The organism is Pseudomonas sp. fls2-241-R2A-110 (genome assembly GCF_030209165.1).
Lineage (GTDB): Bacteria > Pseudomonadota > Gammaproteobacteria > Pseudomonadales > Pseudomonadaceae > Aquipseudomonas.
Map to the genome: position 1 here is coordinate 1 of NZ_JARVSN010000029.1, position 23638 is coordinate 23638.

The 23638-nt window shown below is 61.1% G+C and carries 19 protein-coding genes; 15 read left to right on the forward strand and 4 right to left on the reverse strand.

Annotated elements, in window-relative coordinates; genetic code table 11:
- The first annotated feature begins 303 nt into the window (after positions 1-303).
- The 7 genes from QRN31_RS23465 to QRN31_RS23495 all read left to right on the forward strand — a co-directional run bounded on the left by QRN31_RS23465 (position 304) and on the right by QRN31_RS23495 (position 6690).
- A complete protein-coding gene (locus QRN31_RS23465) occupies positions 304-1284 on the forward strand; it encodes a quinone oxidoreductase family protein (RefSeq protein ID WP_285434834.1) in 981 nt (326 codons plus the stop codon).
- A gap of 14 nt (positions 1285-1298) precedes the next feature.
- Positions 1299-2147: a TauD/TfdA dioxygenase family protein gene (locus QRN31_RS23470; protein WP_285434836.1), complete on the forward strand. Its 849-nt coding sequence runs from the start codon at positions 1299-1301 to the stop codon at positions 2145-2147.
- Positions 2148-2233: 86 nt separating this feature from the next.
- Positions 2234-3286 carry a beta-keto acid cleavage family enzyme gene (locus QRN31_RS23475; protein ID WP_285434837.1) on the forward strand — a complete coding sequence of 351 codons (1053 nt, stop codon included), beginning with the start codon at positions 2234-2236 and terminating at the stop codon, positions 3284-3286.
- A gap of 86 nt (positions 3287-3372) precedes the next feature.
- Positions 3373-4701 carry an MFS transporter gene (locus tag QRN31_RS23480; protein WP_285434838.1) on the forward strand — a complete coding sequence of 443 codons (1329 nt, stop codon included), beginning with the start codon at positions 3373-3375 and terminating at the stop codon, positions 4699-4701.
- On the forward strand, positions 4698-5360 hold the full coding sequence (locus tag QRN31_RS23485; RefSeq protein ID WP_285434840.1) for a DsbA family oxidoreductase: 663 nt from the start codon (positions 4698-4700) through the stop codon (positions 5358-5360). The genes QRN31_RS23480 and QRN31_RS23485 overlap by 4 nt, the downstream gene beginning before the upstream one ends.
- On the forward strand, positions 5357-5683 hold the full coding sequence (locus QRN31_RS23490; protein WP_285434842.1) for a Rieske (2Fe-2S) protein: 327 nt from the start codon (positions 5357-5359) through the stop codon (positions 5681-5683). The genes QRN31_RS23485 and QRN31_RS23490 overlap by 4 nt, the downstream gene beginning before the upstream one ends.
- The gene (locus tag QRN31_RS23495) at positions 5680-6690 is read left to right on the forward strand and encodes a YeiH family protein (protein ID WP_222586599.1); all 1011 of its coding nucleotides are present in this window, start codon (positions 5680-5682) and stop codon (positions 6688-6690) included. The genes QRN31_RS23490 and QRN31_RS23495 overlap by 4 nt, the downstream gene beginning before the upstream one ends.
- 250 nt (positions 6691-6940) lie before the next feature.
- Here the strand turns inward: QRN31_RS23495 and QRN31_RS23500 are convergent, their stop codons facing one another.
- Positions 6941-7957 (reverse strand): AraC family transcriptional regulator, encoded by a 1017-nt coding sequence (locus tag QRN31_RS23500; protein ID WP_285434844.1) that lies wholly within the window; start codon positions 7955-7957, stop codon positions 6941-6943.
- 258 nt (positions 7958-8215) lie between these two features.
- Between QRN31_RS23500 and QRN31_RS23505 the strand changes: the two genes are divergently transcribed.
- From QRN31_RS23505 to ppk2, 8 genes are all read left to right on the forward strand, one after another.
- Positions 8216-8797: an RBBP9/YdeN family alpha/beta hydrolase gene (locus QRN31_RS23505; RefSeq protein ID WP_285434845.1), complete on the forward strand. Its 582-nt coding sequence runs from the start codon at positions 8216-8218 to the stop codon at positions 8795-8797.
- 131 nt (positions 8798-8928) lie between these two features.
- Complete coding sequence (locus QRN31_RS23510) at positions 8929-10944, forward strand: DUF1302 domain-containing protein (protein WP_285434847.1); 2016 nt, start codon at positions 8929-8931, stop codon at positions 10942-10944.
- A gap of 39 nt (positions 10945-10983) precedes the next feature.
- On the forward strand, positions 10984-12342 hold the full coding sequence (locus QRN31_RS23515) for a DUF1329 domain-containing protein (RefSeq protein WP_285434848.1): 1359 nt from the start codon (positions 10984-10986) through the stop codon (positions 12340-12342).
- A gap of 68 nt (positions 12343-12410) precedes the next feature.
- The gene (locus QRN31_RS23520; RefSeq protein ID WP_285434849.1) at positions 12411-13481 is read left to right on the forward strand and encodes a WD40/YVTN/BNR-like repeat-containing protein; all 1071 of its coding nucleotides are present in this window, start codon (positions 12411-12413) and stop codon (positions 13479-13481) included.
- Positions 13482-13512: 31 nt separating this feature from the next.
- Complete coding sequence (locus QRN31_RS23525; protein ID WP_285434850.1) at positions 13513-16005, forward strand: efflux RND transporter permease subunit; 2493 nt, start codon at positions 13513-13515, stop codon at positions 16003-16005.
- A gap of 66 nt (positions 16006-16071) precedes the next feature.
- Positions 16072-17850, forward strand: coding sequence for an acyl-CoA dehydrogenase C-terminal domain-containing protein (locus tag QRN31_RS23530; RefSeq protein WP_285434851.1), 1779 nt, complete (start codon positions 16072-16074; stop codon positions 17848-17850).
- Positions 17851-17887: 37 nt separating this feature from the next.
- On the forward strand, positions 17888-19552 hold the full coding sequence (locus tag QRN31_RS23535; protein WP_285435048.1) for a fatty acid--CoA ligase: 1665 nt from the start codon (positions 17888-17890) through the stop codon (positions 19550-19552).
- Positions 19553-19607: 55 nt separating this feature from the next.
- Entirely contained in the window at positions 19608-20429 is an 822-nt protein-coding gene (gene ppk2 / locus QRN31_RS23540; protein WP_285434853.1) for a polyphosphate kinase 2, read from the forward strand.
- A 10-nt stretch (positions 20430-20439) separates the two neighbouring features.
- Here the strand turns inward: ppk2 and QRN31_RS23545 are convergent, their stop codons facing one another.
- From QRN31_RS23545 to QRN31_RS23555, 3 genes are all read right to left on the reverse strand, one after another.
- A complete protein-coding gene (locus tag QRN31_RS23545) occupies positions 20440-21087 on the reverse strand; it encodes an MliC family protein (protein WP_285434855.1) in 648 nt (215 codons plus the stop codon).
- Positions 21088-21234: 147 nt separating this feature from the next.
- The gene (locus QRN31_RS23550) at positions 21235-22572 is read right to left on the reverse strand and encodes an NAD(P)/FAD-dependent oxidoreductase (RefSeq protein WP_285434857.1); all 1338 of its coding nucleotides are present in this window, start codon (positions 22570-22572) and stop codon (positions 21235-21237) included.
- A gap of 75 nt (positions 22573-22647) precedes the next feature.
- Positions 22648-23595: a dihydrodipicolinate synthase family protein gene (locus QRN31_RS23555; protein ID WP_285434859.1), complete on the reverse strand. Its 948-nt coding sequence runs from the start codon at positions 23593-23595 to the stop codon at positions 22648-22650.
- Between the last annotated feature and the right edge of the window lie 43 nt (positions 23596-23638).

Genomic DNA, 23638 nt, shown 5'->3' on the forward strand with positions numbered 1-23638 from the left:
GAGCCTAGGCGAGGCACCGAACGTCAGGGGCAAAAGCGCTTGGTTACTTGGCGCTTTTCCAAGTAACCCGCTGTAAGAGCGGAACCAATAGCCGCCGTTACCGCAAAAACGGATATGTACCGAACCCCAACCCAACCCAACCCAACCCAAAAAGCACCAGCCCGAAAGCAGCCCCCCCTTTGTCATGAAATGAAAAGTCATTGTCGTCTGATGAGAAGCGGGTCATCAACCCGCGGCCTACAGTCCAATCAACGCAAATCGGCGCATTACGCTAATAAAAATGCAGATTGGAGAATAAAAGGCATGGCCAAAGCCATACGCTTCTACGAAACAGGTGGTCCCGACGTCCTGCGCTATGAAGACATCGAGGTCGGCGAACCTGGCCCGGGTCAAGTTCGTCTCCGCCAAGTGGCTGTCGGACTGAACTACGCCGACACCTACTTCCGCAATGGCACCTACCCGATCCCACTGGCAAACGGCATGGGCGTCGAAGCCTCAGGTGTGGTCCAGGCAGTCGGCGAGGGCGTGACCCAGTTTGAGGTCGGTGATCGCGTCACCTATACCGGCTTTCTCAACACCCTGGGCGCCTACAGCACCGAACGCCTGATCCCGGCCTCGGCATTGATCAAACTGCCGGAAACCATCAGCTTCGAGACCGCTGCCGCCATGACCATGCGCGGGCTGACCTCGGCCTACCTGATGCGACGCATTCATGCCTTCAAGGCCGGCGACACTATCCTGCTGCACGCTGCCGCCGGGGGCGTCGGCCTGATCGTTTCGCAGTGGGCCAGGCTGCTGGGGCTGACGGTCATTGGCACGGTATCCACCGAAGCCAAAGCTGAAATCGCCAAGGCGCATGGCTGTGACCACGTCATCAACTACAGCCACGAGGACGTTGCCGGGCGCGTTCGCGAACTGACTGACGGTGTTGGCGTCAACGTGGTGTTTGACAGCGTTGGCAAGAACACCTTCATGGGCTCGCTCGACTCGCTCAAGCGCCGTGGCCTGATGGTGTGCGTCGGCACCGCCTCCGGCCCGATTCCGGCCTTCGACCCGGTCCTTTTGGCAATGAAAGGCTCGCTGTTTCTGACACGTCCGGCGCTAGCCGACTACATCGCCGACCCTGCGGAAAAAGCAGCCTTGGCAGGTGAGCTGTTCGACCACGTCGGCAACGGTCGAATCAAGATCGAGATCAACCAGCATTACGCCTTGCAGGATGCCGTACAGGCGCACCGTGATCTGGAATCACGCAAGACCACCGGCTCGTCGATTTTCGTCATTTAAGGGAGCCTGCTGCCATGAAAGTCGAACAACTGACCAGCAACATCGGCGCGGAGCTGATCGGCGTCAACCTCGCCGACGCCATCCATGACGACGGTCTTTTTGCCGCGATCCGCGCCCAACTGCTGACGCATCGAGTGGTGTTTTTGCGCGACCAGGACCTCAGCCGTGCCGAGCACGTGGCGTTCGCCCGTCGTTTCGGCGAACTGGAGGACCACCCGGTGGCCGGCAGTGACCCGGATCATCGGGGGCTGGTGCGCATCTACAAAAAGCCCGACCAGCCGATGGACCGCTACGAAAACGCCTGGCACACCGACGCCACCTGGCGCGACGCGCCGCCCATGGGTTGTGTGCTGCGTTGCGTGGAATGCCCGCCGGTGGGGGGCGACACCATGTGGGCGAACATGGTCGAGGCTTACGAGCAGTTGCCTGACGATGTGAAGACAAAAATTGCCGACCTGCGTGCCCGGCACAGCATCGAGGCCAGCTTCGGCGCGGCCATGCCGATGGAAAAACGCCTGGCGCTCAAGGCCCTGTACCCGGATGCCGAACACCCGGTGGTGCGCACCCACCCGGAAACCGGCGAGAAAGTGCTGTTCGTCAACGCCTTCACCACCCACTTCAGCAACTACCACACCCCCGACAGGGTGCGTTTCGGCCAGGACGCCAACCCCGGCGCCAGCGAGCTGCTGCGCTACCTGATCAGCCAGGCGTACATCCCCGAGTATCAAGTGCGCTGGCGCTGGAAGCCCAACAGCATCGCCATCTGGGACAACCGCAGCACGCAACATTACGCCGTCATGGATTACCCGCCGTGCCATCGCAAGATGGAACGCGCCGGGATCATCGGCGACAAGACTTACTGATCGACCGTCTCTGCATTCGCACTCATCACTGCGCCCACCGGGCACGATCCCGGCTGGGCGGACAATCATAAAAACAGGAGTAACTCATGCAATTCTTCGACGATTCCCTGCACCCGGAAAACATGGAAAAGGTGGTCATCACCGTGGCCCCGTACGGCCCGGAATGGATGCCTGAAGACTTCCCCGAAGACATCCCGCTGACCATGGATGAGCAAGTGCAGAAGGCGGTCGATTGCTACGAGGCCGGTGCCACCGTGTTGCACCTGCACGTACGTGAACTGGATGGCAAAGGCTCCAAGCGCCTGTCCAAGTTCAACGAGTTGATCGCCGGTGTACGTGAAGCCGTGCCGGACATGATCATTCAGGTCGGTGGCTCGATTTCCTTCGCTCCGGAAAGCGATGGCGAAGCTGCCAAATGGTTGTCCGACGATACCCGCCACATGCTGGCAGAGCTGACGCCCAAGCCGGATCAGGTCACGGTGGCGATCAACACCACCCAAATGAACATCATGGAATTGCTCTACCCGGAATACCTGGAAGGCACGTCCCTGGCCAACCCGGCCTATCAGGCGGCCTACAGCGAGATGACCGTGCCGGCCGGCCCGGCCTGGGTTGCCGAGCACCTCAAGCGCTTGATGGACAACGGCATTCAGCCGCACTTCCAGCTGACCGGCATGCACGCCATGGAGACCCTTGAGCGCCTGGTGCGCAAAGGCGTCTACAAAGGCCCGTTGAACCTGACCTGGATCGGCATCGGTGGCGGCTTCGATGGCCCGAACCCGTTCAACTTCTTCAACTTCATCCATCGCGCGCCGGATGGCTGCACGCTGACCGCTGAATCGCTGCTCAAGAACGTGCTGCCATTCAACACCATGGCGTTGGCCATGGGGCTGCACCCGCGTGTGGGCATTGAAGACACTATCATTGATCACAAGGGTAAGCGGTTCAGCTCGGTGCAGCAGATCGAGCAAACCGTGCGCGTCGCCCATGAATTGGGTCGCGAGATCGCCACCGGCAAAGAAGCCCGTGAGATTTACCGCATTGGCGTGCAGTACCCGAGCATCGAAGCAACCCTGTTGGCCAATGGCATGGCCCCCAACCGCAAGGCTGGGCAGAAAGGTGTTCCGCAACGCGGTTGACCGGCAGCGCGGGCGGGAGCTGGCCTCCCGCTCGTTGCATTGCACAACGCTCGATAACAATAAAAACAACGTTTCGAGGAGGCTTCATGGCCTTTCACCCAATCGCTGCAGACGATGACGACGTTGCTGTCGGCGTTGCGCGGCCGTACGCCTGGATCGTCTTCGCCCTGACGTTCGGCCTGTTGATTTCCGATTACATGTCGCGCCAGGTGCTGAACGCGGTGTTCCCGATGCTCAAGGGCGAATGGGCCCTGAGCGACGGCCAGCTCGGCTTGCTCAGCGGCATTGTTGCGTTGATGGTCGGGCTGCTGACGTTTCCGCTGTCGTTGATGGCTGATCGCTTCGGTCGGGTCAAAAGCCTGGCGTTGATGGCGTTGCTGTGGAGTCTGGCCACACTGGGCTGCGCGTTGGCGCAGGATTATCCGCAGATGTTCATCGCCCGTTTCATGGTGGGCGTCGGCGAGGCCGCGTATGGCAGCGTCGGCATCGCGGTGGTGATTTCGGTCTTCCCCAAGCACATGCGCGCAACGTTGAGCAGTGCGTTCATGGCGGGCGGCATGTTCGGATCGGTCCTGGGCATGGCGCTGGGCGGTGCAATAGCGGCCAAGCTGGGCTGGCGCTGGTCGTTCGCCGGCATGTCGCTGTTCGGTCTGCTGCTGGCAGTGCTTTACCCGATCATCGTGAAAGAAGCGCGCATCGCGCCGCAGCGTGCGACCAATGCGATGAACAAGGTCGAGGTCAAGGTCAAGCACCCGTTGCGCACGCTGTTTTCCACCCGCTCGGTGATTGCCACCTATGTCGGCAGCGGCTTGCAGTTGTTCGTCGGCGGCACGGTGATTGTGTGGATGCCCAGTTACCTGAATCGTTACTACGACATGGGCACGGACAAAGCCGGAGGCATGGCGGCAATCATCGTGTTGTGCAGCGGGGTGGGGATGATCCTGTGCGGCATGCTCAGTGACCGTCTGTGTCGCCATTCCCCGGAGCGCAAGGTGGCCTTGGCCATCGCTTATTGCCTGGGCAGTTGCATGCTGTTGTCGGTGGCGTTCGCCATGCCGGCCGGGCCCGTGCAATTGGGACTGATCTGCCTGGGCATGCTGATCGCGGCAGGCACCACCGGTCCCGCCGGGGCAATGGTTGCCAACCTGACCCATTACTCGGTGCACGGCACGGCGTTCGCGACCTTGACCCTGGCCAACAACATGTTGGGGTTGGCGCCGGGGCCGTTCATCACCGGTCGCGTGTCCGATGTGATCGGTCTGCACGCCGCTTTCCAAATGGTGCCCCTGGTCAGCGTGCTGGCGGCGGGCGTGTTCTTTTATGCCATGTGCCATTACCACAAAGACATCGCTCGATTGAGGGATGAGCGCGTCAATGACGTGCCGGGCACAGCGGCGTGTGAGGTGAAGTTGTGAGTCGTCGTTTACAGATTGATGTGTTTTTCGATTTCATCTGCCCCTGGTGCCTGATCGGCAAGCGCCAACTGGAGCATGCGCAGGTACAGTTTCGCAATCGCTATCCGGATGTGCAGATCGCCACCGCGTGGCATGGGGTGCAGCTACTGCCCCAATTACCGGTAGAGGGTGAACCCTTCGCTGATTTCTATCGCAAGCGTCTGGGTAATGCCCACGCGGTAACCACGCGCCAGGCTCAGGTACAGCAGGCTGCCCGTGAGGTTGGACTGGCCATTGACCTCGGCCGCATCGCGACGATGCCCAACACCGCTGACGCCCATCGTTTGTTCGAGCGTGCCAGTGCGCTGGGTAATGCCATTCAGCGTGAAATGTTGCTCGAACGGCTGTTCGCCGCTTATTTCCGCAAAGGCGAAAACCTCGGTTGTCGTGAGACGTTACTCGCCATTGCCCACTCCTGCGGCATCGATACGGACAGGGTGCTCGATTGCCTGAAGGGTGACGGCACGCCCTTTGACGGATCTCCCGGCGCCACCAGTGGCGTGCCGGGCTTTCGGTTCGACGGCCGCGTGACCGTGGTCGGTGCACAACCCGCTCAGGCGCTGCTCGGGGCCATGAACGAAGCGCTCAAGGAAAGTGATCGCGAGCGGCAACCGGCATGATCAGGCGTATTCGCGTCCCTGCCGGCAAACACCCGCAGGTCGGTGCCCGTGCGCTGTTCGAGTTCGAAGACAAAAGTCTGGCGTTGTTCAACGTCGACGGGCAGTTGTTCGCCATCGACGACAGTTGCCCGCACCAGGGCGCCTCGCTCTGTGGCGGGCGCCTCGATGGACGACTGATTCAGTGCTGCGCCCATGGATTGCGCTTCGATCTGGCCAGCGGCTACTTGCTCAATTCCAACAAACTCAAGGTCGCCAACTACCCGGTCGAGGTAGTCGACGGCCACACCTTTATCGTCATCGCTCCCGAGGAGTCCGCGCCATGAGCGCTATTGCTCTCACCCGAATCCACAGTCGAACGCGCGAATTGGCGCCTGGGTTCATCGTCAGCCTGATCGTCGCGGCGGCCGCTTCCTTTTTGTCCGAGCATTACGGTGCGCCAGTGATGCTGTTCGCCTTGTTGCTGGGCATGGCGCTCAACTTTCTGGCGGCGGACGGCGCATGCAAGGCCGGCATCGAATTCACTGCCCGCAGCGTATTGCGCATCGGCGTGGCGTTGTTGGGCATGCGCATTACCTTGGAGCAGATGGTCGCGCTGGGCTGGAAACCGGTAGCCCTGGTGGTGATTTTGGTGGTCGTGACCATTGGCGTCTCGGTGATCGCAGCCAAGGCGCTGGGCTTTCAACGTTTGTTCGGCATGCTCACCGGTGGCGCCACGGCGATTTGTGGTGCTTCAGCGGCGTTGGCGCTGGCCGCTGCATTGCCCAATCATCCGCAGAAAGAGCGGGCCACGCTGTTCACGGTGATTGGTGTGTCGGCGCTATCGACCCTGGCAATGATCGTCTATCCGATGATTGCCAACTGGCTGTCGTTGTCGCCTCAAGTGGCTGGTGTGTTTCTGGGGGCGACCATCCACGATGTTGCCCAGGTCGTGGGCGCCGGTTACAGCATGTCCACCGAGACGGGCGATACGGCGACGGTGGTGAAGTTGATGCGCGTGGCCATGCTGCTGCCGGTGATCGTCAGCGCTGCCATGATTACCCGCCTGCAAGGCGCCGACCCGACAGGCAAACGGCCGCCGTTGTTGCCGTGGTTCGCGGTCGGTTTTCTGCTACTGGCCTGTATCAACAGCACCGGCTGGATTGCCCCGGTGGTGCAGGGTTCGGTCAATGAACTGTCGCGCTGGTGCCTGGTGGTGTCCATCAGTGCGCTGGGCATGAAAACCCGGCTCAAGGAACTGGCGTCAGTGGGCATCAAACCCATTCTGTTGATGGTGGGGGAGACCGTCTTCCTGGTTGTTCTGGTGCTGCTGTTGCTGCGCTGGGGGATGTAACACAGCCGCCGCATTGCGTTCACTCCGACGGACTGCGGCACTCGACCGGGGTCAAAAGCACCGGTTCTTTTGCGGCGACTGTACTAACAGTCGCCGTTTTTTTTACGTGAAGATCGTTCCCACGTCGAGGCGTCGAACCGTCCGCGTGGGAATGCAGCCCGTGACGCTCCGCGTCACTGGACGCGGAGCGTCCCTTGAGGCATTCCCACGCGGAGCGTGGGAACGATCAATCAACAGCTCCTAAAGACGTTCAGCGTTTTGTAGAGTCGGTCTTTTGCGTGCTGCGCCAGGTGGCCGGCGGCATGCCGAACTGGGAGATGAACCAGCGGGTGAACGAGCTCGCCATGGAATAGCCCAGCATGTCGGCGATGCGGCCCAGCGAGTAATTCGGGTTCTCCAGATAACGCAGCACCAGGTCACGGCGCACTTCATTGATCAGGTCGTTGAAGGCGCAGCCATCGTCTTTCAGGCGACGTTGCAGGGTGCGCACGTTCATGCCCTGGGTCTGGGCAATCTGTTCGATGGTGGCTCGGCCCATCGGCAGCAGCAGGTAAATGGCCTTGCGCACTTCGAACAGGATCGACGGCCCATCGTGGTTCTGCAGCGAATCGAGATAGCGCTGGGCATAACGCGCCATGGCCGGGTCGGCATGCGGATTGGTCATGTCGAGGCTGGCATCGGGGCAGACAATGCCATTGAACTCGCTGCCGAACTCCAGATTGCAGCCGAACAGGCGACGATGCAGTTGCAGGTTGTCGGGAGGCTGGTGTGTGAAGTTGACGCTGTAGGGGTGCCAGTGCGCGCCGAGCAGGGCGGCGCAAAGCCGGAACATCACGCCGATGGCCAGTTCGTTTGCCTGGCGACAGGGCATTGGCGACTCGGTCACCACTTCCTCGCGAATGATCACCATCTTGCCGGCTTCCTCAACGAAGATCGCCAGCGAATCGTTCATGAGGTGGCGGTAATGCACCAGCACCTGCAACGCATCGCGCAACGTTCGCTGGTGGGTAAGCAGCAGGCTGACGACCCCGAAGTCCGAGAGCTGACGTGACTCGGCCATGCTCAGGCCGAAGGTCTGACAGCCAGTGGCGACGGCTGAATCCTCCAGCAGACGCACGGCCGAATCGATCGGGATGCGTTGCTCGGGGGCTTGCAGTCGGGCCTTGCTCAGGCCGACGTTCGCCAGTAAATCGTGCGGGTTGAGCCCCAGGTAGTGGGCCACTTCCAGGTAGTTGGTCAAGACGGCGGCGCGAACAAGCTTTGGCATGCGAAGGTCTTCCCTGGTGTGGTCCCGGTGGAAATCAGCGGGGCGACTATAGCCAGCACACCATGAAATGCAAAGTTTTTGAAGCCGCCTTTTTGCCTTCCACATGACCGTCAATCCGGGGTCGTGGCGCTGTCATCAAAAGAAAAGTCGCTGTCGTCAAATGAAAAGCGCAGCGGTGGCGGGCTCTTTAATGTCGGACCAACAAAAAGATTCTGGCGAAACAGCCAGTCGAGTCATCGTGAAGGCGAAGGTGTTGAAGTGGACAAACTGCAAACTGCCGCAACCGTTCTGATCGTACCGGGTCTGCGTGACCACGTTGCCGAGCACTGGCAAACGCTGCTGGAAGCCCGGCTGAGCAACGTCCGTAGTGTCCCGCCACTGGAAACCGACAAGCTCGACTGCGCGGCCCGCGTCCGGGCGATCCAGCATGAGCTGGCGCAGATCGACGGGCCGGTGATTCTCGTTGCCCACAGCGCCGGTGTGCTGATGGTCGCGCACTGGGCTGCTCTACATGGCACGGCTCGGCACAGCGCCCCGATCAAGGGCGCGCTGCTGGCCGCGCCGCCTGACCTCGATGCCACCTGGCCGGCGGGTTACCCATCCCCTGAAACCCTTCAAACCCATGGCTGGGCTCCACTGCCTGCCGGCGCACTGCCTTTTCGCAGCATCCTCGCGGCCAGCAGCAATGATCACCTGGCCAGCCTCGAAGCCGTTACCTGCATGGCCCGCAACTGGGGCAGCGAGGTGGTCAATCTCGGCGAGGTCGGCCACCTCAATCCTGCATCGGGTTTTGGCCATTGGCCGCAAGCCGAGGCACTCATTCTGGAACTGGATCGCTAGTCAGGCACCTGGCCGGTCGGCACACGTCCGGCAATTGCTCTAACGCGTGAACACAACGCAAGCCCTCTCACCCGGGCCTGTGCAAGGAAAGCTGCGCTTAAAAACAAGTACAACATGGCGGAGACACCGTAATGCATAACAATAAGAGTCACGGCCACACACTTCCTTCACCTCGCAGTCTGCTGACGCTGGCGATCCTGGCGGCATCCATGCCGGCCGCCCACGCCGTCGAGCTGGACACCGGCAACCCTGACTGGGCCGTGCGTTTTGATAACACCGTCAAGTACAACTACGGGGTGCGCACCGAAAACGCCGACAAACGCATGCTCGGGACGCCGAACAACAACGACGGCGATTACAACTTTCGCAGGGCCGGCACCAACATCACCAACCGCGTCGACCTGCTGACCGAAATGGACGTGGTCTACAAGGACCACATGGGTGCCCGCGTCAGTGCCGCCAGCTGGTACGACAAGGCCTATGAAAACACCGGTTCCAATTCCAACCCGTTCGTCAACGGCAATGGCGATACCTCCGGGCTGGTCGCCAATGACCCGCGCCTGGCGGCGGTGACACGCGACAATGTCGGCAATGGCAGCCCGCATCTAAGCCACTACGCCCAGCGTTACTACACCGGTCCTTCCGGGGAAATCCTCGATGCCTTCGTGTTCTACAGCACCGAAGTGGGGGAGGAGTCGCTGTTCAGCATCAAGGCCGGGCAACACAACGTGTTCTGGGGTGAGACCATCCTCAACCCGGTGCATTCGATCAGCTACGGCCAGTCCGGCCTGGACCTGGCCAAACTGGCAGCGTCCCCCGGCACCGAAGCCAAGGAACTGTTCGTCCCGCGCAACCAGGTGTCGATGACCTTCACCATCAACCCCGAATTGACCGTCGGTGCACAGTATTTCCTCGATTGGGACGCCGCGCGTCTGCCTGAAGCAGGTACTTATTACGGCGGTTCCGATCTGGTGGGCTTCGGCGCGCAGTCGTTCCTGCTGGGCAACACCAACTCCATCACCCCCGGCAGCCCGTTGGGGTGCGGCCTGGCGCCGTGCAATGCATTGACCAACGTGCGCCGTGGCGATGACCTGACCCCGCGCAATTCAGGCGATTGGGGCGTCATGGCCAAGTGGTCGCCCGCGTGGCTGGATGGCACGCTCGGCGTCTACTACCGCCAGACCTCGGACATCTTGCCGCAAGCCTGGCTCGACGCCCGTGGACTGAGCTCGGCCAACCCCAACGGCACGCCGCCAGCGGGTCAGGTGCCGGCGGTCGTCAACACCCTGAACTCGTTGAGCACGGCCACTTATCAATTGGCGTATTCGGACAAGATCGATATCTACGGCCTGAGTTTGTCCAAGGACATTGGCGGCGTCAGCGTCGGCAGTGACCTGAACATCCGCCACAACATGCCATTGGCCAGTATCCCGGCGATCGTCAGCACCAACAGCCCATTGGGACTCGGTCAAGGCCTTGGCTTGCTGCCGCCGCGCACGGCGGCCACCGGCGTCATCTACGACACCCCGCACGATGGCGACAGCATGAGCGCCACCGGCGACACCTTGCACTGGACGCTCAACGGCCTGATGACCCTGCCCAAGACGCCGGTGTTCGACTCGGCGGTCCTGCTTGGTGAGCTGTATTACAGCAACCTGCTCAAGCTCGATGACAAGAACGCCGCGCTCTACAAGGGCAAGAGCACTTACCGCGGTGTCGATGCACCGACCCGCGACAACTGGGGCATTGCGGTCAACTTCACGCCGACCTGGTACCAGGTGTTCCCTGGCGTCGACATGAGCATGCCGATGTCCGTGAACGTCGGCCTCGACGGCGTTTCACCGGTTTCGGGCGGTGGCGCCAAAGACACCGGCAACTATGCGTTTGGCGTCGGTGCGGCGGTCTACAACAAGTACTTCGTCGACCTCAAGTACGTCGACTCTTTCGGCAAGGCTGACAAGTGCAACGTCAGTGGCAACAGCACCGGCGCGGCCAACGCCGGCAGTGGCGACGGCTCCACGCCGAACGCCTTCAGCGGTAACGAAAACTACGCGTGCTTCGCCGGTGGCTATTCAGCCTTCTCGGGCGGCGGTGCGACCACCGAAGACCGTGGCGCCCTGTACCTGACGCTGAAAACCACCTTCTGATTCACCCAATGCTTAAACACTAAGCAGGAGATTGATCCCATGAAATTCGTGCAAACTCTGCTCGCCGCTTCATTGGCCCTGGCCGCTGTCGCTCATGTTCAAGCCGCCGTGTCGGCGCAGGATGCGACCAAACTCGGTAGCAGCCTGACCCTGATCGGCGCCGAAAAAGCCGCCAACGCCGACGGTTCCATTCCCGCCTACGCTGGCGGTCTGACCACGGCCCCGGCCGGTTTCAAAGCGGGCGACAGCATGCGCCCGGACCCTTTTGCCAATGAAAAACCGCTGCTGGTCATCAATGGCAAAAACGTTGATCAGTACAAGAACCTACTCAGCGCTACCACGGTAGAACTGGCCAAGCGTTTCCCCAGCTACCGCGTCGATGTCTATCCGACCCATCGCACCGTGGCCTTGCCGCAAGCGGTGCTCGATAACAGCCTGAAGAACGCCAATGGCGCCAAATCCCTTGAAGGCGGATTGGCCATCGACAACGTCTTGCCCGGCGTGCCGTTTCCGATTCCGCAATCGGGCAGCGAGGCGATGTGGAACTTCCTGCTGCGTTACCAGGGCGTCAACATCAACTCCAAGTACGACTCCTGGAACGTCGACTCGGCCGGTGTGCCAAGCCTGGCCACCACGGGGCAGGCGTTCATTACCTACCCGATCTACGAAAACATGGCGCAGCCCATCAGCAGCGCCGACGTGTACTACCAGATGAAGCTGTATTACACCGGCCCCGCGCGCCGTGCTGGCGAGTCGATCATGCTCAAGGACGCCGCCAACCCGCTGGCGCAGCCACGCCGCGCCTGGCAATACCTGCCCGGCCAGCGCCGCGTCAAACTGGCCCCGAACCTGGCCTACGACACGCCGAATCCGGGAACCGCCGGTGCGGGCACTTACGATGATGTGTTCGTGTTCAACGGCGCACTGGATCGCTACGACTGGAAGCTGGTCGGCAAGCAAGAAATGATCGTGCCGTACAACACCTACAAACTGACCTACGCCCAGGATCCGAAAAGCCTGACCACCCCCAATCACCTGTCGCCCGACTTCGTGCGCTGGGAGAAACACCGCGTGTGGGTAGTGGAGGGCAACCTCAAGCCGGGCGCACGTCACGTCTACCAGAAACGTCGCTTCTACCTCGATGAAGACAGCTGGGCCGCACTGGCCTCCGACCAATACGACGCCCGTGGTCAGCTCTACCGTGGTTCCTTCGCGTTCCTCAGCCAGAGCTATGACAAGCAGGTGCCGGACTCCACGCCGTTCATGATCTACGACCTGGTCGGTGGCTCCTACAACATCAACGGCGTGGTGGGCCCTTACGGCGGCATCCGTTACATCGACTCTCTGTCCAAGGCGCAGTGGTCGCCGGAGTCCCTGGCGGGGGCCGGCATTCGCTGAAGCGCCGTGTTTCAACGCCGGGCTGCACACGATGTGCTCCCGGCGCAGCTTTTTCATGAGGACGCAGTATGTGTTCGTACAAAAAGTATCGGCAGTTGGCGCTGGGCCTGACCCTTGCCCTGTTGCACGGCTTTACCCAGGCGGCCAGTTACATCGACGTGCTAGACCTGCCAGCCAAGGCCAGTGTCTTGGCGGTACGCAGCCCCTTGCTGGGCGTGACTCGCGCAGGGGCGCGGCTGATCGCCGTCGGACAGCGTGGCCACATTCTCTATTCCGATAATGGCGGCAAAGACTGGCAGCAGGCCGCCGTGCCGGTGAGTGCCGACCTGAATGCCGTCAGTTTTCCTGTGGCGGCGCAAGGCTGGGCGGTCGGCAACGACGGCGTGGTGCTGCACTCCAGCGATGGCGGCCTGACATGGCGCAAACAACTGGACGGTCGCCAGATCGGCGAATTGCTGGTCAAGCACTATGGGGCGTTGGCCAGTGCCGAACCGGCCAATGAACAATGGGCCACCCGAGTCGAGGAGGGCCAGCGCCTGATCGAAGAGGGCGCCGACAAACCGCTGCTCGACGTGTGGTTCGCCAATGAAAAAACCGGTTACGTGGTGGGTGCATTCAACCTGATCCTGCGCACCGACGATGGCGGCCAGCACTGGATACCGTTCCAGGACCGCACCGATAACCCGCAAGGCTTGCACCTCAATGCCATCGCCGCCACAGGCGACGCGCTCTACATCGTTGGCGAGCAAGGCCTACTGCTCAAGTGGGATGAATCCGCGCAGCGTTTCGTGGCGCTCGATTCGCCCTATCAGGGCAGTTTTTTCGGGGTGATCGGCAAGCCTGGCGAAGTGTTGGTCTACGGCCTGCGCGGGCATGTGTTTCGCAGCATTGATGGCGGGTCCAGCTGGACGCCGCTCAACACCGGTCTGCAGGTCAGCATCACGGCTGCCACGATGGACGCCAAGGGTCGATATCTGCTGTTTAGCCAGGCAGGACAAATGCTGGTCGACGCAGGCGATTCGCGACTGACGTCAATACCTCAGCAAAATCCGGCCCCTTCGGCCGGCGCCGTCAGCACCCCTGACGGCACGCTGGTGTTGGTCGGCAGCCGTGGTGCCCGGGCACTGAACATCAAATAAGAACTGGACTCATTAGAGCGAGTACCCTGACATGGGCAACCTCAAGCAAGACACCATGCCGGTGATCCGCCACTTGCGTGACTTCGATCGGCGCTCGGGCAACCGGCTGGAGCGCTGGGTGTTCAATTACCGTCCGCTGTTCATGCTGTGCATGACGCTGGTCACGCTGCTGTTGGGCTATATGGCGGTCACCCGCCTGGAGCTGCGCCCCAGCTTCGAGAAGATGATTCCGCAGAGCCAGCCCTACATCCAGAATTTTCTGGAGAACCGCAAATCGTTGCGTGGCCTGGGCAGTTCGGTGCGAGTGGTGGTGGAGAACACCCAGGGCGATATCTTCGACCCCGATTACCTGGCCGTACTCAAACAGGTCAACGACGACTTGTTTCTCTCCGAAGGCGTTGATCGGGCCTGGATGAAGTCGTTGTGGAGCCCGGCGGTGCGCTGGAACGAGGTGACCGAGGAGGGCTTCCAGGGTGGCCCGGTGATGCCCGATGCATACCGCGGCACGTCCGAAGACATCGACCAATTGCGCCAGAATATCAATCGCGCTGGCATCGTCGGCAGCCTGGTGGCCAGCGATTTCAAATCGAGCATGTTGATTGTGCCGTTGCTGGACAAGGCTTCGGCCACCGGTCAGGGCATCGATTACTACGCCTTCGCGCAGCGGCTCGAAACGCAACTGCGTGACAAGATCGAATTTGCCGGCGACAGCCAGGCACGCAAGGCCGGGGAGGAGGGCAAGGGCAAGGGCAAGTACAGGGTCCGTGTGATCGGTTTCGCCAAGCTGATCGGCGACCTGATCGATGGCCTGATCCAGGTGATGATGTTTTTCGGCCTGGCGGTGGTCACCTCGTTCGTCATCATTTACCTCTACACCCGTTGCCTGCGCAGCACGCTGCTGGTGATTGTCTGTTCGCTGACCGCAGTGGTCTGGCAACTGGGCATCGTCGCCTGGCTGGGGTATGCCATCGATCCGTATTCGGTGCTGGTGCCGTTCCTGATCTTCGCGATCGGTGTGTCCCACGCGGCACAGAAGATGAACGGGATCATGCAGGACATCGCCCGTGGCACCCATAAACTGGTGGCGGCGCGGTACACCTTCCGGCGCCTGTTTATCGCGGGGGTCACTGCCTTGCTGGCCGATGCGGTGGGCTTTGCGGTGTTGATGCTGATCGACATTCCGGTGATCCAGGACCTGGCGATCACCGCCAGCATCGGCGTCGCCGTGTTGATCTTCACCTCACTGTTGCTGATGCCGGTGGCGCTGTCGTACATCGGCGTCGGGGCGAAGGCGGCTGAACGGGCGCTGAAGATCGACACACGCGCGGCGCAGAGCCGAGGCTTCGGCAAGCTCTGGGATTTTCTCGACCGCTTCACCACGCGCAAGTGGGCCACGGGCATCGTGCTCGGAGCCGTGGCGTTGGGCGTCGCAGGCTTCATGGTCAGCCAGCACCTGCAAATCGGCGACCTCGACAGTGGCGCCCCGGAGCTGCGTGCGGACTCGCGTTACAACCGTGATAACGCCTACATCACCAGCCACTATGCGCTGTCCAGCGACCTGTTCGCGGTGATGATCAAGACGCCGCCCGAAGGCTGCCTCAACTACCAGACACTGATCCTGGCCGACCGTCTGGCCTGGGAACTTCAGCAGTATCCGGGCGTGCAAGCGACTTCATCGCTGGTCAATGCCGTGCGCCAGATCACCGCCGGTTCGTTCGAAGGCAACCCCAAGCTCAACAGCATCCAGCGCAATCAGAACGTGCTGAACTACGCGGCACAACAAGCCTCGGTCAACGCACCGGAACTGTTCAATACCGACTGTTCGGTGATGCCGGTCATTGCCTTTCTCAAGGACCACAAAGCCCAGACGCTGGACGCCGTAGTGGCCATTGCGGACAAGTTCGCGAGGGACAACAGCACGGCCGATCGCCAGTTTCTGCTGGCCGCTGGCACCGCCGGCATTGAAGCCGCCACCAACATCGTGGTGCGTGAAGCCAACCACACGATGCTGCTTTACGTTTATGCGGCGGTGACGCTGTTCTGCCTGATCACCTTCCGCAGCTGGCGTGCCACGCTGGTGGCGCTGTTGCCACTGGTGCTGACCTCGATCCTGTGCGAGGCGTTGATGGTGATCATGGGGATTGGCGTGAAGGTGGCGACGTTGCCAGTGATCGCACTGGGGGTCGGGATCGGCGTCGATTACGCCTTGTATTTGCTCAGTGTGCAGCTGCATTACCAGCGCCAGGGCCTGCCATTGGCCCAGGCTTACCGCAATGCGGTGTCCTTCACCGGCCGGGTGGTGGGGCTGGTCGGCATCACCCTGGCGGCGGGCGTGGTGTGCTGGGCCTGGTCGCCGATCAAGTTCCAGGCCGACATGGGCATCCTGCTGACCTTCATGTTCCTCTGGAACATGCTCGGTGCGCTGATCCTGATCCCGGCGCTGTCGCATTTCCTGCTGCGCAACATTCTCCCCATTCCAACGATGTCCACCGAACGTACGGCGGAACTGATCGGCACTCCCTGAACCAGGGGCCACTTCCATTGACCAGGGCAAGTTGAATGCCCTGGCATTTGCCTGAGGATTTCAATCATGTCTGATTACAAAGCACCCTTGCGTGACATGCGTTTCGTACTCAACGAAGTGTTCAATGTTTCCCGATTGTGGTCCGCCATGCCGGGCCTGGCCGACGTGGTGGATGAAGACACCGCCAATGCGGTCCTTGAGGAAGCGGGCAAGATCAGCGCCGAGCTGATCGCACCGCTCAATCGCAGCGGCGACGAGCAGGGCTGCTCCTGGAACGACGGGGAGGTGATTACCCCAGACGGTTTCGGCGTCGCCTATCGGGCCTTTGCCGAAGGTGGCTGGGTGGGCGTGGGCGGTGATCCAGTCTATGGCGGCATGGGCATGCCCAAGGTGATCGGCGCTCAGGTCGAGGAGATGGTCAATGGCGCCAACCTGTCATTCGGCCTGTACCCGATGTTGACCGCCGGCGCCTGCCTGGCGATCAACGCCCACGCCAGCGACGAACTGAAAGCCAAGTACCTGCCCAATCTGTACGCCGGCCTCTGGACCGGGTCCATGTGCCTGACCGAGCCGCACGCCGGCACCGACCTTGGACTGATTCGCACCAAGGCCGAACCCCAGGCCGACGGTTCCTACAAGGTCAGCGGCACCAAGATTTTCATCACTGGCGGTGAGCATGACCTGACCGAGAACATCATCCACCTGGTCCTGGCCAGGCTGCCCGACGCGCCTGCAGGTCCCAAAGGTATTTCGTTGTTCCTGGTGCCCAAAGTCATGGTCAATGCCGATGGCAGCCTCGGGCAGAAAAACGCACTGTCCTGTGGCTCTATTGAACACAAGATGGGGATCAAGGCCTCGGCCACCTGCGTGATGAACTTCGACGGCGCCACGGGCTGGATCGTCGATGCGCCGAACAAGGGCTTGGCGGCGATGTTCACCATGATGAACTACGAGCGTCTGGGCGTCGGTATTCAGGGCCTGGCGACCGCTGAGCGCTCTTATCAAAATGCACTGGCCTACGCCCGTGACCGTTTGCAAAGTCGTTCGCCGAGCGGCCCGCAAGCGAGTGACAAGGTGGCCGATCCGATCATCGTCCACCCGGACGTGCGTCGCATGCTGCTGACCATGAAAGCCTGCAATGAAGGCGGCCGGGCCTTCTCCACGTACGTGGCAATGCAACTCGACATCGCCAAGTTCAGTGACAACCCGGACAAGCGCAAACGCGCCGAGGCGCTGGTGTCGTTGCTGACGCCGGTGGCCAAGGCGTTCCTCACCGATCTTGGGCTTGAATCCACCGTGCACGGCCAGCAAGTGTTTGGCGGCCACGGCTACATTCGCGAATGGGGCCAGGAACAACTGGTGCGCGATGTGCGGATCACCCAGATCTACGAAGGCACCAACGGCATTCAGGCGCTGGACCTCGTCGGACGCAAGATCGTCGGCAGTGGCGGGGCGCTCTACAAGCTGTTTGCCGACGAGATTCGCCACTTCAGCGCAAACGCCTGTGCCGACCTCGCGCCATTCACCCAACCACTCAATGCGGCCCTGGACAACCTCGACGAATTGACCGCCTGGGTGCTGGACCGCTGCACATCCAACCCCAATGAAATCGGCGCGGCGTCAGTCGAGTATCTGCACGCCTTCGGCTACACCGCTTATGCCTACATGTGGGCACGGATGGCCAAGGCCGCGGTTGGCAAGGAGGCGCAGGACGATTTTTACGCGAGCAAGATGGGCACCGCGCGTTTCTATTTCGCGCGCCTGCTGCCACGCGTCCAGTCATTGGCCGCGTCGGTCAAGGCGGGCAGCGATTCGCTTTACCTGCTCGATGAAACGCAATTCTGACGTGGCCGCCACTCAACAGACTCAGGAAGACCTCACAGTGGTAACGACAAAAATAATCGCTCCCGCGCCAGGCGCCTACGCCTATCCGCTGCTGATCAAGAGCCTGCTGCTCTCGGGGGCGCGGTACTCGCCCGATCAGGAAATCGTCTACGCAGACAAGCTGCGCTACAGCTACCGAACGCTGAATCAGCGCATCGAACAATTGGCCAACGCGCTGACCCAAGCGGGCGTCAAGGCCGGGGATACGGTGGCGCTGCTCGATTGGGACAGCCATCGGTACCTGGAGTGTTTTTTTGCCGTGCCCATGCTGGGTGCGGTGTTGCATACGGTCAACATCCGCCTTTCGGACGAGCAGATTCTCTACACCATGAACCACGCCGAGGATGACCTGGTGCTGGTGCATGATGATTTCCTGCCATTGATGGAGCGGATTCACGATCAGCTGACGACGGTCAAAGGCTACATCCAGCTCAGTGACACCGACACGCCAGCGACCGGGCTCCCGGTGCTGGGGGAATACGAAAACCTGTTGGCGCAGGTGGAGCCGCACTTCGAATTCCCGGACTTCGATGAACACTCGGTGGCGACCCTCTTCTACACAACCGGCACCACCGGTAATCCCAAGGGCGTTTACTTCAGTCACCGTCAGTTGGTGCTGCATACGCTCAATGCCGTCGGCACGTTGGGGGTGTATCAAGGCGCGCCGCTGTTACGTTCCGACGATGTCTACATGCCCATCACGCCGATGTTTCATGTGCATGCCTGGGGCGTGCCTTATGTCGCGACACTCATGGGCATCAAGCAGGTCTATCCGGGACGCTACGAGCCCAATCAGTTGGTCAGGCTGTACCGCGAAGAAAAGGTCAGCTTTTCCCATTGCGTGCCCACCATCCTGCAAATGATCCTGGGGTGCGACGAAGCGACCCGGACCGACTTCACCGGCTGGAAAATGCTCCTGGGCGGCAGCGCCTTGACCCAAGGGCTGGCGTCCCAAGCGACGGCGCGTGGGATGCGTGTCCATAGCGGTTACGGGATGTCGGAAACCTGTCCGTTGCTATGCGTGACCCACCTGCGTGACGCCGAACTTGAACAGCCAGCGCAAGCGCAGGTAGCGGCTCGCATCAAGACCGGCGTGGCGGTGCCGATGGTCGACCTGAAAATCATCGATGCCTGCGGCAATGAGGCACCTCAGGATGGCGAAGCGCTGGGGGAAATTGTGGTGCGGGCCCCCTGGCTGACCCAAGGCTACCTCAAGGATCCGGACCAGGGAGCGCAACTGTGGGAGGAGGGCTGGATGCATACCGGCGACATTGCCTCCATCGACGCCTTGGGCGTGATCGAGATCAAGGACCGGATCAAGGACGTCATCAAGACCGGCGGGGAGTGGATCAGCTCACTGGAACTGGAAAACCTTCTCAGCGAGCATCCCGCCGTGACCTCGGTGGCGGTCGTCGGCATTCCTGATGCGCAGTGGGGTGAACGGCCAATGGCGTTGGTGGTGTGTGCAGCGGGAGAGCGTATTACCCCGGACATGCTGGTGGCGCATCTGCATCAGTACGTTGAGCGCGGCTATATCAACAAGTGGGCCATTCCCAAGCAAATCAGGGTCGTGACCGATATTCCGAAAACCAGTGTGGGGAAAATCAACAAGCGCTTGATCCGGGAACTCGAACTGAGCCAGCAAGCACTGGACATTGGCTGATCTGGACTAGACTCATGCGATTAGGTCAGTGACTTACTCGCGTGAGGCCTTGGACATGGCAAAGGAAAAAAAGCGCAGCAAAAAAAGCGATACCGACGAATCCCCAAAGATGACTAACAAGGAGTACCTGAGCGAACTGCGACGCTTGCACGTCGAGCTCGTGAAGCTGCAGGAATGGGTGCAACACAAAGGCATCAAGGTTTGTATTGTCTTCGAGGGCCGCGATGGTGCCGGCAAGGGCGGGACCATCAAGGCGCTGACCGAACGGGTCAGCCCGCGCGTCTTTCGGGTCGTGGCGTTGCCTGCACCGACCGAGCGCGAAAAAAGCCAGATGTATGTGCAGCGTTACCTGCCACATCTGCCTGCAGCGGGCGAAATAGTGATTTTCGACCGCAGTTGGTACAACCGCGCCGGCGTCGAGCGAGTCATGGGCTTTTGCACAAAGGAGCAGGTCGACAGTTTCCTCAAGGCCATCCCCCTGGTGGAGCGCGCGATCGTCGATTCGGGGGTGATCCTGCTCAAGTATTGGCTGGAAGTGAGCCCCGAGGAGCAGACACGCCGGCTTGAAGAGCGCATCAAGGACGGACGTAAAATCTGGAAGTTGACGCCGATGGACCTGAAGTCTTACAGCCGTTGGTACGACTATTCGCGTGCCCGGGACGACATGTTCAAGGCGAGCGACACCGAACATGCTCCCTGGCTTGTGGCCAATTCCAACGACAAGCGCCGGGCTCGTCTGAACATCATTACCGACTTGCTCAGCCGGATTCCTTACAAGAAGGTGCCGCGAGAGAAAGTGACGCTGCCCCAACGGCAAAAACCCGGAAACTATCGCGAGCCGGATCATCCGTTGAGACGAGTGCCTGATAAATTCTGAGGGCCCGCGATCAGCCGGTTGGTTCGGCCGTACAACTCATCGTCCCTGAGCCAGGCTTCTGGAAAACTGCAGTATTGTCGGTTTGCCAGAAGCTGTAGCTCCCCAGTACATCCTTGCCGATGTAACGGGTGCCCACGTCACTTTGCACCTGGCTCAGGGTGATCGAGGTGTTTGCCCATTTCAGGTACACGGTACCGGGCTGGGTGATAAAGAAGGTGGCGGCCATCAACCCATTCAACCCGGTACATCGAAACGCCAGGGGGCCTTCGGTCAATCTGTCGGGGTCCTTGGTCCGCACAATGGCCGAACCCTGGCGCAGCTGGTGCGCGCGCTCTGCATAACTGCGGATGACGCATGTTTTTGGCACAGGGTCGGAGGCACACTGATTGCGGGCATCAAGCCAGAACTGCTGGTCGATGATGACTTTGTCTGGCGGCGGTGTTGAACGCTCATCCGTGAGCGCCAGACGATAAAGACGCATCATTTCAACGTCCATCTGCGCCAGCAGCGGGTCGCGACAGATCAGCTTTTCGACGGTTGCCTTTGCCGTGGCGCAATCGAAACTGGTTTTGAAGGACGCCGCGTTGGCACAGGTGCTCGTCGCCGCGCACAAACTGGCAGCGAGCAGACAGGTGAAAAGGGTCGCGACCGTTTTCATGCTGGCTTCACCCGAATCATTGCGTGATGCGCAGATTGCCGTGGGACCTCTCTGTGCGTTGAACAGTCATTCGTTCGCATAGGGTGTATCGCAGTGTAAGTCAGTGCTCGAAACTTGCCACTCCCGCCCGGCAGCGGGTGTTTTTTTTCAGAATCGATCCAGCTTGTAGGGGCCGATGGACGGCAACCCATGGGAAGGAGGCACAGCCGCAGGCAAGGCGAGCTGAGCGATCAGTTCGGCGGTCACCGCCGCCTGCGTCAGCCCAAGGTGCTGGTGACCGAAAGCCAGCAGGACCTTGCCGTCGCACACCCGGTCGATGATCGGCAGGGAGTCGGGCAAGGAGGGCCGAAACCCCATCCAGGGCGAGGCTGCCTGCGCATTCAAGTCCCGCGTAAACAGGCCGGCACTCAGGCGATGCAACTGCCAGGCGCGTTGCATGGCCGCAGGCCGCTCAAGACCGGCGAACTCGACGGTGCCGGCCAGTCTCAGCCCATCAGTCATCGGGGTCATGATGAACTTGCGCTCCAGCGAGGTGACGGCGAAAGGCAACCGCTCATGCTCATGAGGCAACATCAGGTGATACCCGCGCTCGGTGTCCAGCGGCACCTGTTTACCGGTCAACGCTGCCGTCAGCTTTGCCGAGTGGGCGCCGCAGGCGATCAGTACCCGATGCGCCGTCAGAGGGCCTTGATCGGTGATCAGCGAGACGCCGTCCGAAAGGAGGCGGGCGCCGAGGATCTGTTGCCTGAGAAAATGTACGCCGCTGGTTTTCGCAGCCTCCACCAGTTCGCAGACAACCCGGTAGGGGTCGAGAAAATGACCCGTTTGCGGAAAAAACAGTCCGCCCTGAATTCGTTCGCTGAGTTGCGGCGCTGTCTCGCGCACTCTCGTGGCGGTCCAGTAGTCGACCGGCACTGCTTGATGTTGCATCCGCGCCTGCAGCGCTTCGATTGCCTGGCGCGACTCGGGGCGTTCGAACACCAACAATGAACCGTCCTGGCGTAGCAGATCGGGGCGGGCAATGTCGTTCAGCAATCGGTGCCAGGCGCCAAGGCTGCTTTCGTTGAGGGCGCGCAGGCCGGACACGGTCCGTTGAAAGGGAGCCGCACGCAGATTCAACAGCAACCGCGTGAACCAGGGCAGGGCGCGCGGCAGGTATCTCCAGTCCAGGCGCAGCGGGCCCATCGGGTCGATGAGCATGCCGGGCAGGCGTTTGAGGATGGACAAGTCGGCGATGGGAAACACCTGTTCGGTCGCCAGGTGCCCGGCATTGCCGAACGAGGCGCCCCGGCCAGGGTCTTGCTGGTCGACGACCACCACCCGCAGGCCTTGGCGCGCCAGCCGAAGGGCGCAGGCGACACCGATGATGCCAGCGCCGACCACGGCAATGTCCGGGGTGTCGGTGGCGGGTCCGCTCGCCCGGGTCCCTTGGTGGCGAGCGGTGTTGGCGTGCTCACCGATCAACGTTTGGCCTGTCACAGTCATGGCGCTTTCCTGGCGATGAGGTTAGCCCCGGCGGCGAAGCCGGGGGATGACGCAGTGGACTCGGTCAGGGTGAACTCAGGCGACGTTGTGTTCTGCCGACCAGTGCTTGTACCACTGGCGAAACAACGCGTACTGGTTCTCGGCGTAATGCCGTTGGGCATCGCTCAACACATCGGTTTCGTTGAAATGCAGGGTGTATTCCTTGTCGCCATTGAGCACCATCAGGTGCTTGTAATAGAGCACCAGGTCGCAGCCCTCGTCGAAGGACGACAGCACGGCCAGCGCCGATTCCAGTTCGGTGGCCAGGCGGCGGGCCTTGGCGTCGCCCTTGGCCGCTTGCTTGCTCAATGTCACCAGTTGCAGCACTTCACGCGGTAGCGCATTGCCGATACCAGTGATCGCGCCAGTGGCGTTGCAGTTGACGAAACCATGGACCACCTGGGTGTCGACGCCGACCATCAGGGTGACGTTATCGTCCGCAGAGGTAATGTTCTCGGCGGCGTAGCGCAGGTCGGCAGCACCACCAAACTCTTTGAAGCCGATGAGGTTCGGGTGTTCGCGGCGCAATTCGAAAAACAGGTCTGCACGGGTGGCAAAGCCATAGTAAGGGCTGTTGTAGATCACCGACGGCAATTGCGGGGCCGCCTGCAGAATGGCTGAAAAGTGCGCTTTTTGTGCGGCAGGCGAAGCTCCACGGGAGAGCACGCGAGGGATCACCATCAGGCCATGGGCGCCGACGCTGGCCGCATGGGCCGCGTGGGAAATCGCTTCGCGGCTGTTGACGGCGCCGGTACCGACGATGGTCGGAACGCCTGCGGCGACCAGACGTGCCACGCCTTCCTGGCGCTCGGCTTCGGTCAGCAGCGGCCAATCGCCCATGGACCCGCAATACACCACCGCGCTCATGCCGATATCAACCAGTTCGCGCCCCTTGGCCACCAACGCATCAAAGTCGGGTTTGCGTTCGGCGGTGCAGGGGGTCATCAGCGCAGGAATGCAGCCAGTGAAAATGCTATCGCTCATTTGTTCAGCTCCTTGACGCGTTTATTCGAATGACGGAAAGGTG

Coding starts and splice junctions, on each gene's coding strand:
- QRN31_RS23510 (WP_285434847.1), top strand. CDS start 8,929: ATGCATAACAATAAGAGTCACGGCCACACACTTCCTTCACCTCGCAGT.
- QRN31_RS23520 (WP_285434849.1), top strand. CDS start 12,411: ATGTGTTCGTACAAAAAGTATCGGCAGTTGGCGCTGGGCCTGACCCTT.
- QRN31_RS23555 (WP_285434859.1), bottom strand. CDS start 23,595: ATGAGCGATAGCATTTTCACTGGCTGCATTCCTGCGCTGATGACCCCC.
- QRN31_RS23480 (WP_285434838.1), top strand. CDS start 3,373: ATGGCCTTTCACCCAATCGCTGCAGACGATGACGACGTTGCTGTCGGC.
- QRN31_RS23475 (WP_285434837.1), top strand. CDS start 2,234: ATGCAATTCTTCGACGATTCCCTGCACCCGGAAAACATGGAAAAGGTG.
- ppk2 (WP_285434853.1), top strand. CDS start 19,608: ATGGCAAAGGAAAAAAAGCGCAGCAAAAAAAGCGATACCGACGAATCC.
- QRN31_RS23500 (WP_285434844.1), bottom strand. CDS start 7,957: ATGCCAAAGCTTGTTCGCGCCGCCGTCTTGACCAACTACCTGGAAGTG.
- QRN31_RS23495 (WP_222586599.1), top strand. CDS start 5,680: ATGAGCGCTATTGCTCTCACCCGAATCCACAGTCGAACGCGCGAATTG.
- QRN31_RS23550 (WP_285434857.1), bottom strand. CDS start 22,572: ATGACTGTGACAGGCCAAACGTTGATCGGTGAGCACGCCAACACCGCT.
- QRN31_RS23515 (WP_285434848.1), top strand. CDS start 10,984: ATGAAATTCGTGCAAACTCTGCTCGCCGCTTCATTGGCCCTGGCCGCT.
- QRN31_RS23465 (WP_285434834.1), top strand. CDS start 304: ATGGCCAAAGCCATACGCTTCTACGAAACAGGTGGTCCCGACGTCCTG.
- QRN31_RS23525 (WP_285434850.1), top strand. CDS start 13,513: ATGGGCAACCTCAAGCAAGACACCATGCCGGTGATCCGCCACTTGCGT.
- QRN31_RS23530 (WP_285434851.1), top strand. CDS start 16,072: ATGTCTGATTACAAAGCACCCTTGCGTGACATGCGTTTCGTACTCAAC.
- QRN31_RS23545 (WP_285434855.1), bottom strand. CDS start 21,087: ATGAAAACGGTCGCGACCCTTTTCACCTGTCTGCTCGCTGCCAGTTTG.
- QRN31_RS23490 (WP_285434842.1), top strand. CDS start 5,357: ATGATCAGGCGTATTCGCGTCCCTGCCGGCAAACACCCGCAGGTCGGT.
- QRN31_RS23470 (WP_285434836.1), top strand. CDS start 1,299: ATGAAAGTCGAACAACTGACCAGCAACATCGGCGCGGAGCTGATCGGC.